The sequence below is a fragment of the Edwardsiella piscicida genome (assembly GCF_001896205.1).
Taxonomy (GTDB): domain Bacteria; phylum Pseudomonadota; class Gammaproteobacteria; order Enterobacterales; family Enterobacteriaceae; genus Edwardsiella; species Edwardsiella piscicida.
Genome location: NZ_MPNU01000001.1, coordinates 2449007 through 2461155, shown reverse-complemented (window position 1 = coordinate 2461155; position 12149 = coordinate 2449007). Strand labels below are relative to the sequence as shown.

Here is a 12149-nt window from a genome sequence, read left to right as displayed (position 1 = left end):
CGCCGTAGGCGCTCAGATGCCGTAGGCCGCCGCTGGGGCTATGGCACCGTTAAATCAGCCGCGGAGCGGCGCGCAGCGGATGCGCTCGCCCGCAGAGGGGAAAGCGATGCACACGAAGAAGACGCTGGTGATTAAGAATGCCGATCTGCTGGTCACGATGGACGATCGGCGCCGGGAGATCCGCGGTGGCTGCATGCTGGTGGAGGGATGCCGCATTGTGGCGGTCGGCGGCAGCGAGCTATTGGCCGCCGGCGCCGACGAGGAGTTGGATCTGCGCGGGCACGTAGTGATCCCGGGGATGGTGAACACCCATCACCATATGTTCCAAACCCTGACCCGAGCGCTGCCCGGTGCTCAGGATGCCGAGCTGTTCTCCTGGCTGGAGACGCTGTACCCGGTGTGGGGGCGCCTGACGCCGGAGATGATTTATATCTCGGCCCAGACGGCGATGGCGGAGCTGATGCTCTCCGGCTGCACGACCTCCAGCGACCACCTGTACCTGTTTCCCAACGGCTGTCGCCTGGATGACAGCATCGACGCGGCGCGCGAAATCGGCATGCGTTTTCACGCCTGTCGCGGCAGCATGAGCCTGGGACGCAGCCGCGGCGGCCTGCCGCCCGATGCGCTGGTAGAGCGTGAGGAGGCGATTCTGGAGGATTCGCTGCGGCTGATCCAGGCCTACCATGATGCGGCGCGCTTCAGCATGCTGCGCATCGCGTTGGCGCCTTGCTCGCCCTTTTCCGTCAGTCGAGAGCTGATGAAAAAGAGTGCGCAGCTGGCGCGTCAGCACGGTGTTTCGCTGCATACCCATCTGGCGGAGAATGATAACGACGTCAGCTACAGCCAGCGCCACTTTGGCATGACGCCGGCGGAGTATGCGCACGATCTGGGCTGGACCGGCCCGGACGTTTGGCATGCGCACTGCGTGAAGCTGGATGCGCAGGGGATCGATCTGTTTGCCCGCACCCAGACCGGGGTCGCCCACTGCCCATGCTCCAACATGCGTCTGGCGTCGGGGATCGCGCCGATCCGTCAGATGGTGGACGCCGGGGTGCCGGTCGGTATCGGCGTGGATGGCTCGGCCTCTAACGACGGCAGCTCACTGCTGGCCGAGGCGCGTCAGGCGATGCTGCTACAGCGCGTCGCCAGCGGGCCACAGGCTATGAGCGCGCGCGAGGCGCTGTGGCTGGCGACGCGGGGTGGGGCGCAGATCCTGAACCGCGATGACATCGGCGCGCTGGCGCCGGATATGGCGGCGGACTTTGTCGCCTTTGATCTGCGCGGCCTGGGCACCGCCGGCGCCCGTCACGATCCGCTGGCGGCGCTGGTGTTCTGCAACCCGGGCAACGTGGCCCTCAGCGTGATCAATGGTCGGGTGGTGATCCGCGACGGTCAGCTGCAGACGATCGATCTGCCGCAGGTGATCGCGAAGCATAACCGCCTGAGCACGCTGCTGCTACACGCCGAGCCGCTGTAGCCTAGCGGGTGCGCCACAGCCAGCGACGGCACAGCAGGTAGGCCGTCGCCGGCAGCAGCAGCAGGCAGGCGGCGCCGGTCAGCAGCGCCGCCGTGGAGCCCAGACCGGTGGTCCAGGCAAAAAAGAACCCCAGCATGCTGACGGTTTCCAGCGGATTGCCGTTCAGCGCGGCGTTCTGCGGCTTGGCGAGCGCGTCGAATAGCAGCACCTGCCCTTCAAAGATCAGCAGCGCGACGGCCAGGCTGTAGAGGCGAGCGCGTCGCCGCGTTAAGGTCCGTAGGGTCATTTCTCCTCCGTTGGCGCCGCCGGGCGCCGATCCTGAGCCTGTCCCGTGAGTCCCTGCCAGAGACGCCCCAGCGTTTCATACCAGGCGCGTTCGCTGTGTCCCAGATAGAGCGGAGAGGGGAGCCAGCGCTCCCAGGGATTGAGCGGGCTGGCGATCGCCAGTTGGTTGGCCGGCGCCGGGATCGGATCGAGCCCCTGGTGATGGAAAAAGCCCAGCGCCCGCGGCATATGGTTGGCCGAGGTCACCAGAATCAGCGGCGCGTTCCCGACGACGTCGGCGACGGCCTGCGCCTCTTGGCCGGTATCCCGGGGACTGTCTAAAACGATAATACGCTGCTCATCGACGCCCAGCGAACGCGCCACCCGCGCTGCGACCTCGGCGCTGCTGACCGGGTTCCCCTGCGCCGCTGCGCCGGTAACGATAAGCCGCGCCTGCGGGTTCAGGGCGAGCTGGCGAATGCCCTCGGTCACCCGCGGCAGGCTGTTGCCGATCAGGTTGGAGCTGGGCGCCCACTGCGGGTTATAGGTATAGCCGCCGCCGAGCACCACCACATAGCGGGCCTGGTGCGGGCCGTTCAGGGTCGGGTAGCGATCCTCCAGCGGAGCGAGCAGGCGATCGGCCAGCGGTTGCATGCTCAGCAGGAGAATACCCAGCCAAGCGAGCGAAACGAGGACTTTTCCTGTTCGCTGACGGCGAGTGAACCAGAGCAGCGCCAGGCCGAGCGCGCAGAGCGACAGGAGCAGCGGCAGCGGTAATAGCAGCATGCCGACAAATTTTTTGAGCTCAAATAGCATGGCAACCGTCTCTTTTGGATGAAAAAACGTCATTCGCGTCGAATATCAGGCTGATAATATTCATTCTACGATAGCCTGTGTCAAAATATACCTTTGTTCCTTTGGACCTCGCGCGGCGGCTAACCGCGCGGCCCGAAGGGGGCTGGCCAGCCTAAGTCACCCGGCGTGCGGAGTGGGGAGTATGCAGGATCGTAATTTTGACGATATCGCGGAGAAGTTTGCGCGTAATATTTATGGCACCACCAAGGGGCGTATCCGTCAGGCGGTTCTGTGGCAGGATTTGGAAACCCTGCTGGCCGGTTTACCGCAGCGTCCGCTGCGCATTCTGGACGCCGGCGGCGGACAGGGGCAGATCGCCTGCCAGCTGGCGGCGCGCGGCCACCGGGTGATCCTGTGCGATATTTCGGCGCAGATGCTGCAGCGTGCGGCACAGCACGCCGAGGAGCAGGGTGTTAGCGCGCGCATGGAATTGGTACAAAGTCCGGCGCAGGAGATGCATCGCCATTTGGCTGAGCCGGTGGATCTGGTATTGTTTCATGCCGTCTTGGAATGGGTGGCACAGCCGCAGGCGGTGCTGGCGGCGCTGGAGAAATGCCTGGCGCCGGGCGGCGCGCTGTCGTTGATGTTCTATAACTACAACGGGTTGCTGATGCTGAATACCCTGGTGGGGAATATGGAATATGTGAAGCTCGGCATGCCAAAGCGCAAGCGGCGTTCGCTCTCGCCCGACCATCCGCTGGATCCCGTGCAGGTCTATGGCTGGCTGGAGCAGATGGGGCTGACCATCAGCGGGAAGACCGGGGTGCGGGTATTCCATGATTACCTGCGGGATAAGACACAACAAATCGGGGCCTTTGACGATCTGCTGGCGCTGGAGCAGCGCTATTGTCGTCAGGAGCCCTTTGTAAGTTTGGGGCGCTATATTCACGTGATGGCGCACAAAAAAGGTGACATGAAGGATCCATTATGAGCGATTTTTCCCAGACGGTACCGGAGCTGGTTGCCTGGGCGCGCAAAAATGATTTCGCCTTAACGCTCCCGACCGAGCGGCTGGCCTTTTTGCTGGCTATCGCTACCCTTAACGGCGAGCGTTTGGACGGTGAAATGAGCGAGGGGGATCTGGTCGACGTATTCCGTCATGTCAGCAAGACATTTGAACAGACGCACGAAACCGTCGCCCAGCGCGCCAACAATGCGATTAACGATCTGGTTAAGCAGCGTCTGCTTAACCGCTTTACCAGCGAGTTGGCGGAGGGGAACGCTATCTACCGTCTGACCCCGCTGGGGATCAGTATTTCCGATTACTATATCCGTCAGCGCGAGTTCTCGACCCTGCGTCTGTCGATGCAGCTCTCTATCGTGGCTCAGGAGCTGCGGGCGGCAGGCGACGCGGCAGAAGAGGGCGGCGATGAGTTTCACTGGCACCGCAACGTGTTTGCGCCGCTGAAATATTCGGTGGCGGAGATCTTTGACAGCATCGATCTGACTCAGCGACTGATGGATGAGCAGCAGCAGGGGGTTAAGCGCGATATCGCCGGGCTGCTCACCCAGGACTGGCGGGCGGCGATCTCCAGCTGTGAGCTGCTGCTGTCGGAAACCTCCGGTACCCTGCGCGAGCTGCAGGACACCCTGGAGGCGGCGGGAGATAAGCTGCAGGCCAACCTGCTGCGCATCCAGGATGCGACCCTGGGGCAGGCGGCGCTGGGCTTTGTCGATAAGCTGGTGTTCGACCTGCAGGCCAAGCTGGATCGTATTATCAGCTGGGGGCAGCAGGCGATCGATCTGTGGATCGGCTATGACCGCCACGTACATAAATTTATCCGTACCGCTATCGATATGGATAAGAACCGGGTCTTCGCCCAGCGTCTGCGCCAGTCGGTGCAGGGGTATCTGGAGGCGCCCTGGGCGCTGACCTACGCCAACGCCGATCGGCTGCTGGATATGCGCGACGAAGAGCTGATGCTGCTCAATGCCGAGGTGACCGGCGAACTGCCGCCTGATTTGGAGTTTGAGGAGTATTCCGAGCTGCGTGAGCGGCTGGCGGCGCTGATCGAGCAGGAGCTGCAGGTCTACCGCCAGGAGCAGCGGCCGCTGGATCTGGGGCGGGTACTGCGCGAATACCTGGCGCGCTATCCGCGCCAGCGCCATTTCGACGTGGCAAGAATTTTGGTTGACCAGGCGGTGCGCCTGGGTGTAGCCGAAGCAGATTTTAACGGATTGCAGGCCCAGTGGCAGGCGATCAATGAGTACGGAGCCAAGGTGCAGGCCCATGTCATCGACAAATACTGAAAATACTATGCCGGCCAAGCTGGCGCAGGCGGTGTTTAATCCGCTGTTTCCCGCGCTGGACAGCCAGCTGCGCGCCGGGCGCCATATCGGCATTGACGATCTGGACAATCACGCCTTCCTGATGGATTTCCAGGAGGAGCTGGAGCTGTTTTACGGGCGCTATAACGTAGAGCTGATCCGCGCGCCGGAGGGCTTCTTCTATCTGCGTCCCCGCTCCACGACCCTAATCCCCCGCTCGGTGCTGTCTGAGCTGGACATGCTGGTGGGCAAGATCCTCTGTTATCTCTACCTCAGCCCGGAGCGGCTAGCCCATGAGGGGATCTTCAGCCAGCAGGAGCTGTATGACGAGCTGCTGACCCTGACCGATGAGAGCAAGCTGCTCAGGCTGGTTAACCAGCGCTCGACCGGCTCCGATCTGGATCGCCAAAAGCTGCAGGAGAAGCTGCGTACCTCGCTGAATCGCCTGCGCCGGCTGGGAATGGTGTTCTTTATCGGGAGCGACAGCGCTAAGTTCCGCATTACCGAGGCGGTATTCCGCTTCGGCGCCGACGTACGCGCCGGCGACGATGCGCGCGATGCCCAGATGCGCCTGATCCGCGACGGCGAGGCGGTTACGCTGGAGCCATCGCTGGCGCTCAATGACGGCGCGGCGGATGACGCACAGGCGGAGCAAGAATCCGAGGATGCAGAGGATGAACAGGAATGATTGAACGCGGTAAGTTTCGCTCGCTGACCCTGGTTAACTGGAACGGCTTCTTTGCCCGAACCTTCGATTTAGACGAGCTGGTGACCACCCTCTCCGGCGGTAACGGGGCGGGAAAGTCCACCACCATGGCGGCCTTTGTTACCGCCCTGATCCCGGATCTGACCCTGCTGCATTTCCGCAACACCACCGAGGCTGGCGCCACCAGCGGATCGCGCGATAAGGGCCTGCACGGCAAGCTGCGCCCCGGGGTGTGCTATGCCGCGCTGGACGTGGTGAACTCCCGTCACCAGCGGGTGCTGGTTGGCGTGCGCCTGCAGCAGGTGGCCGGCCGCGATCGCAAGGTGGATATCAAGCCCTTCGCCATTCAGGGGCTGCCGACGGCATACCAGCCGACCCAGCTGCTGACCGAGACGGTCGAAGGCCGTCAGGCGCGAGTGCTGGCGCTGCCGGAGCTGAAGGAGCGCGTAGAGGCGATCGAAGGGGTGCAGTTCAAGCAGTTCAACTCGATTACCGACTACCATGCGCTGATGTTCGATCTGGGCGTGGTACCGCGCCGCCTGCGCTCTGCGGCGGATCGCAGCAAATTCTACCGGCTGATTGAGGCCTCGCTGTACGGCGGGATCTCCAGCGCGATCACCCGCTCGCTGCGCGACTACCTGCTGCCGGAGAACGGCGGGGTGCGTAAGGCGTTCCAGGACATGGAGGCGGCGCTGCGCGAGAACCGCATGACGCTGGAGGCCATCCGGGTAACCCAATCCGACCGCGATCTGTTTAAGCATCTGATCAGCGAGGCCACCGCCTACGTGTCGGCGGACTATATGCGGCATGCCAACGAGCGGCGTAGCCACCTGGATCAGGCGCTGCAGCTGCGTCGCGAGCTGCTCGGCGGGCGGCGACAGCTGCTGAGCGAACAGTATCGTCACGTGGAGATGGCGCGCGAGCTGGAGGAGCAGAACGGCGCCGAAGCGGATCTGGATACCGATTATCAGGCGGCCAGTGACCACCTGAATCTGGTGCAGACCGCGCTGCGACAGCGAGAGAAGATCGAACGCTATCAGGGCGATCTGGAGGAGCTGAGCTACCGTCTGGACGAACAGAGTGAGGTCGCGGCCGAAGCGCAGGAGCAGTATGAATCCTGGCAGGAGCGCAGCGAGGCGGCGGAGGCAGAGGTCGATGAGCTGAAGAGCCAGCTGGCCGATTACCAGCAGGCGTTGGACGTACAGCAGACGCGAGCTATCCAGTATCAGCAGGCGCTGCAGGCGCTGGCGCGGGCGCAGACGCTGTGCGCGCTGCCGACGCTGAGCGCCGACGACGTGGAAACCTGGCTGGAGGACTTTCGCGCTCGTGAAGAGGAGGCGACCGAGCTGCTGCTGCAGCTGGAGCAGAAGCTGAGCGTAGCCAACGCGGCGCACAGCCAGTTTGAAGAGGCCTACCGCCTGGTGAACCGCGTGGTGGGCGAGGTCAGCCGCAGCGACGCCTGGCAGGCCGGGCGCGCGCTGCTGCGCGAGTGGCCGGCGCTACAGCATCAGGCCCAGCGCGTTGCGCCCATCGGCGCTCGCCTGGCCGAGCTGGAGCAGCGGCTGAATGCCCAGCAGGATGCCGAGCGGCTGCTGCAGGAGTGCATTAAGCGCAGCGGGCGTGACTGTGACGTGCAGCAGCTGGATGCCCTGCAGGCCGAGCTGGAGGCGCAGATCGAAACCCTGGCGCAGCAGGCGGCCGACGCCGGTGAACGCAGCATGGCGCTGCGTCAGGAGCTGGAGCAGATCACCGAGCGGGTCGGCGCGCTGAGCGCGCGGGCGCCGGCGTGGCTCGCCGCCCAAGAGGCGCTGAATGCCCTGGAGTCGCAGTGCGGCGAAACGCTGGAGGACAGTCGCGCGGTGACTGACCAGATGCAGCAGCTGCTGGAGCGCGAGCGCGAATATACCGTCGAACGCGACGAGGTCGCCGCCCGCAAGGGGGCACTGGAGCGGGAGATCGAGCGCCTGAGCCAGCCCGGCGGCGCCGAGGATGCCCGGCTGATCGCGCTGGCAGAGCGCTTTGGCGGCGTGCTGCTGTCGGAGATCTACGACGACGTTACGCTGGACGATGCCCCCTACTTCTCGGCGCTGTATGGGCCGTCGCGCCACGCCATCGTGGTGCCGGATCTGGCCGCGGTGCGCGCTCAGCTAGCGGGGCTGGAGGAGTGTCCGGAGGATCTCTACCTGATCGAGGGGGATCCGCAGTCCTTCGACGACAGCGTTTTTGCCGTTGAGGAGCTGGAGAAGGCGGTGGTGGTGAAGATCGCCGATCGCCAGTGGCGCTACTCCCGTTTCCCGTCGCTGCCGCTGTTTGGCCGCGCGGCGCGCGAGAGCCGTCTGGAGACGCTGTACGCCGAGCGCGAGGCGCTGGCGGAGCGTTATGCCACGCTGTCGTTCGACGTGCAGAAGATCCAGCGTCTGCACCACGCCTTCAGCCGCTTTATCGGCAGCCATCTGGCGGTGGTCTTTGACGACGATCCGGAGCAGGCGCTGCGTCAGCTGCAGCAGCGTCGGGGGGAGATTGAGCGCGAGTTTGCCGGTCAGGATGCCCAGACCCAGCAACAGCGTCAGCAGCTGCAGCAGGCGCGCGAGCTGGCCGGGCTGCTGAATCGCCTGGCACCCCAGGCGGCGCTGCTGGCGGACGAGACGCTGCCCGATCGGGTCGACGAACTGCGTGACGAACTGGAGCAGGCGCGCGATGCGGCGCGCTATCTGCAGCAGCACGGCGCCACGCTGGCGGCGCTGGAGCCGGTGATCGGCGTGCTGCAGAGCGATCCGCAGCAGCATGAGCAGCTGCAGCAGGATTATCAGCAGGCGCTGCAGCGTCAGCGCCTGACCAAGCAGCAGGCCTTTGCCCTGACCGAGGTGGCGCAGCGTCGCGCCCATTTCAGCTATAGCGATGCGGTGGGGATGCTGAGCGAAAACGCCGACCTCAACGAGCGTCTGCGTCAGCGTTTGGAGCATGCAGAGACCGAGCGCAGCCGCAGCCGTGAGCAGCTGCGTCAGCATCAGGCCCAGCTGGCCCAGTACAATCAGGTGCTGGCGTCGCTGAAGAGCGCCTTCGATGCCAAGCGCGACATGCTGCAGGAGCTGCAGCAGGAGATGCAGGATATCGGCGTAACGGCGGACGCGAGCGCCGAGGCGCGGGCCCGTACGCGCCGCGATGAGCTGCACGCTGCCCTGAGCGAAAACCGCAGCCGACGCAACCAGTTGGAGAAGCAGATCACCATCTGCGAGGCGGAGATGGAGTCGCTGATCAAGCGGCTGCGTAAGGCCGAGCGTGAGTATCATCTGATGCGAACTCAGGTGACGCAGGCCAAGGCGGGCTGGTGCGCGGTGATGCGTTTGGTGAAAGATAACGGCGTCGAGCGTCGTCTGCACCGGCGTGAGCTGGCCTATATGGATGCAGACGAGCTGCGCTCCATGTCGGATAAGGCGCTGGGCGCCCTGCGTCTGGCGGTGGCGGATAACGAGCATCTGCGCGACGTGCTGCGTCTGTCGGAGGATCCGAAGCGTCCCGAGCGCAAGGTCCAGTTCTATGTGGCGGTCTATCAGCATCTGCGCGAGCGTATCCGTCAGGATATTATCCGCAGCGACGATCCCATCGATGCCATTGAGCAGATGGAGATCGAGCTGGCCCGCCTGACGGAGGAGCTGACGGCGCGTGAGCAGAAGCTGGCCATCAGCGCCCGCAGCGTGGCGAACATCATTCGCAAGACCATTCAGCGCGAGCAGAACCGTATCCGCCTGCTGAACCAGGGGCTGCAGTCGGTGGCCTTTGGCCAGGTCAACAGCGTGCGCCTGAACGTGAACGTGCGCGACAGCCACGCCATGCTGCTGAACGTGCTCTCCGAGCAGCAGGAGCAGCATCAGGATCTGTTCAACAGCAACCGCCTGACCTTCTCGGAGGCGCTGGCCAAGCTGTATCAGCGCCTGAACCCGCAGATCGATATGGGGCAGCGTACCCCGCAGACCATCGGTGAGGAGCTGCTGGACTACCGCAGCTACCTGGAGATGGAGGTGGAGGTGAACCGTGGATCGGACGGCTGGCTGCGCGCGGAAAGCGGCGCGCTGTCGACCGGCGAGGCGATCGGTACCGGGATGTCGATCCTGGTGATGGTGGTGCAGAGCTGGGAGGAGGAGTCACGTCGCCTGCGCGGCAAGGATATCTCCCCCTGCCGGCTGCTGTTCCTGGATGAGGCGGCGCGTCTTGACGCCAAGTCCATCGCGACGCTGTTCGAGCTGTGTGAGCGGTTGGAGATGCAGCTGATCATCGCCGCCCCCGAGAATATCAGCCCGGAAAAAGGCACCACCTACAAACTGGTGCGTAAGGTATTCAACCATACCGAACACGTGCACGTGGTGGGGCTGCGCGGCTTTAGCGCCGCGGCGGAGGAGGCGGGCGAGCGCTCGGCGCAGCCGCTGGAGGATACCCCGGCCTGAGGGCGCGCGTTGACGCACCGCGTCGTCGTCTGACGGCGCCTCGACGGCCCGCCCTGCGCGGGCCGTTGTCTTTTTAACCACAGAATGCGCGCGGGATGAGGGATATCTGAAAGCGCGGCCGCGCGCTTGTATTCGACTATCGGCGGCGCGCATGATGTCATAAAGTGACATAAATCTGTGCCTGCGATGCTTTTTCCCCTCGTCTTTTTTTTGGCAAAATAGCAACATAGTCATGTTACCTATGCCTGTGGCGTGGGCGTGACCGGATCGAATCGATGATGGCGCACAGGGCGGCAGCGCAGCCTGCTGCCGTAGCGAGACCGCCAAACGGCGGTTTATTCTGTATAATTTGCATTAGGTGCCCGACAGTATCGCTGTGGGCGAAGAGGGAGCAAGGAAGTCATGCTGAGCGCTAAATTCGGTTTTCGCCGGCGTATGGCCGGCACGCTGCTGGCGGTAACGCTGGCACCTTGGGGTACACCGGCGCTGGCACAAACGGCGCCCGCACACGCGGAGGCGGCCTCTGCCGCGTCGGCGCTGCAGGCGCAGCTACCGTCGGGGGTCACGCTACGCTATGGCGATGCGCTGGCGGCGCTGTACGCGGCCCACCGTGAGCAGCCGATGTGGCAGGATAGCGAGGCGGTGCGGGACTTTCAGCAGCAGCTGGCGGAGCTGGCGCTGTCCGGCGTACAGCCGCAGTTTGCTCACTGGGCCGATGCGCTGACGGATCCCCGCATCCACGGTATGGCGCGGGATATCCTGCTGTCTGACGCCATGATGGGCTACCTGCAGTATGTGGCCGGCGTGGCGGCCAACGGTGACGCCTGGCTGTACGGCAATAAGAGCTATACGCTCGCGGCCCCGCCCGCCGGACTGGTCGATAACTGGCAGCGGGCGCTGCGCCAGGGGACGCTGACGGTCTTTATTCGTTCGCTGGCGCCTTCGAACCCGCAGTACCCGGCGATGCGCACGGCGCTGGAGACGCTGCTGGCCGATACCCAGCCCTGGCCGCAGATGCCCAGCGGGCCGACGCTGCGTCCAGGCGACAGCAGCCCGGCCATCGCCACGCTGCGCGCGATCCTGCTGCGCAGCGGCGCACTGTCGACGGCGGAGGCGGGCGACGGCGATGTCTATACGCCGGCGCTGGTGGCGGCGGTGAAGCGTTTCCAGAGCGGTCAGGGGCTGACGCCGGATGGGGTGATCGGTCCGCGCACCTATGCCTGGCTGAACGTCACGCCGTCGATGCGAGCCGCGCTGCTGGCGTTGAATATTCAGCGTCTGCGTCTGCTGCCCGCCTCGGTGCATACCGGGATCATGGTCAACATCCCCAACTATTCCATGACCTACTACCGCGATGGTAAGGATGTGCTCTCGTCTCGGGTGATCGTCGGGCGCCCGGCGCGTAAGACGCCGCTGATGAACAGTGAGCTGAACAACGTGGTGGTCAATCCGCCGTGGAATGTGCCGACGAAGCTAGTGCGTGAGGATATCGTCCCCAAGGCCATGCGCGATCCCGGCTACTTTGAGCGCCACGGCTATACGCTGCTCTCCGGCTGGAGCGGCGATGTTCAGGTGATAAACCCCTACATGATCGACTGGAACAGCGTGTCGGCGCGCAACTTCCCTTACCGGGTACGCCAGGCGCCGGGGGCGAGCAACTCGCTGGGCCGCTTTAAATTTAACATGCCGAGCCAGGACGCTATCTACCTGCACGATACGCCGAACCATGCGCTGTTCAATCAGGATATCCGTGCGCTCAGCTCCGGCTGCGTTCGCATCAATAAGGCCTCGACGCTGGCGGATATGCTGCTGGCCGACGCCGGGTGGAGCCCTGAGCGGGTGGCCTCCGCGCTGCAGGCGGGCAATACGCAGTATGTTCCTATCCGACAGCGCATTCCGGTGCGGCTCTACTATCAGACCGCCTGGGTCAGCGACGGCGGGGAGCCCCAGTTCCGCACAGATATTTACAATTATGATCAGCTGGCCCGCAGCGGTAGCCGCAGCGTGGCGCAGGCGCGCCAGCTTTTCCATCTGTAGCAGACGGTTATCCCGCCGCGTGCGGGGCCGCGGCCGCCGCGGCGGCGGGGTGATTTTTGTGATGGCCCACGCCGGGGCGCGCGGGGCGGGTTGACGCCGC

8 protein-coding genes are annotated in these 12149 nt (G+C 64.3%); 6 read left to right on the top strand and 2 right to left on the bottom strand.

Going from position 1 to position 12149, the window contains the following annotated elements:
* Nucleotides 1-106 precede the first annotated feature (106 nt).
* Nucleotides 107-1477, top strand: coding sequence for an 8-oxoguanine deaminase (locus BRD58_RS11305; RefSeq protein ID WP_015461810.1), 1371 nt, complete (start codon nucleotides 107-109; stop codon nucleotides 1475-1477).
* A 1-nt stretch (nucleotide 1478) separates the two neighbouring features.
* Here BRD58_RS11305 and BRD58_RS11300 read toward each other — a convergent pair whose 3' ends face one another.
* Both BRD58_RS11300 and elyC read right to left on the bottom strand, forming a co-directional pair.
* Nucleotides 1479-1763 carry a hypothetical protein gene (locus tag BRD58_RS11300; RefSeq protein WP_012848996.1) on the bottom strand — a complete coding sequence of 95 codons (285 nt, stop codon included), beginning with the start codon at nucleotides 1761-1763 and terminating at the stop codon, nucleotides 1479-1481.
* Nucleotides 1760-2557, bottom strand: coding sequence for an envelope biogenesis factor ElyC (gene elyC / locus BRD58_RS11295; protein WP_073383925.1), 798 nt, complete (start codon nucleotides 2555-2557; stop codon nucleotides 1760-1762). Before elyC ends, BRD58_RS11300 begins: the two co-directional genes overlap by 4 nt.
* 181 nt (nucleotides 2558-2738) lie before the next feature.
* Here elyC and cmoM point away from each other — a divergent pair, with 181 nt between their 5' ends.
* The 5 genes from cmoM to ldtD all read left to right on the top strand — a co-directional run bounded on the left by cmoM (nucleotide 2739) and on the right by ldtD (nucleotide 12049).
* Nucleotides 2739-3527: a tRNA uridine 5-oxyacetic acid(34) methyltransferase CmoM gene (gene cmoM / locus BRD58_RS11290; protein WP_073382987.1), complete on the top strand. Its 789-nt coding sequence runs from the start codon at nucleotides 2739-2741 to the stop codon at nucleotides 3525-3527.
* Nucleotides 3524-4846: a chromosome partition protein MukF gene (gene mukF / locus BRD58_RS11285; RefSeq protein ID WP_012848993.1), complete on the top strand. Its 1323-nt coding sequence runs from the start codon at nucleotides 3524-3526 to the stop codon at nucleotides 4844-4846. The genes cmoM and mukF overlap by 4 nt, the downstream gene beginning before the upstream one ends.
* Complete coding sequence (gene mukE / locus BRD58_RS11280) at nucleotides 4827-5552, top strand: chromosome partition protein MukE (protein ID WP_015461806.1); 726 nt, start codon at nucleotides 4827-4829, stop codon at nucleotides 5550-5552. The genes mukF and mukE overlap by 20 nt, the downstream gene beginning before the upstream one ends.
* Entirely contained in the window at nucleotides 5549-10012 is a 4464-nt protein-coding gene (gene mukB, locus BRD58_RS11275; RefSeq protein ID WP_073382984.1) for a chromosome partition protein MukB, read from the top strand. Before mukE ends, mukB begins: the two co-directional genes overlap by 4 nt.
* A 402-nt stretch (nucleotides 10013-10414) precedes the next feature.
* Entirely contained in the window at nucleotides 10415-12049 is a 1635-nt protein-coding gene (gene ldtD, locus BRD58_RS11270; RefSeq protein WP_015461804.1) for a L,D-transpeptidase, read from the top strand.
* The last annotated feature ends 100 nt before the right edge of the window (nucleotides 12050-12149 follow it).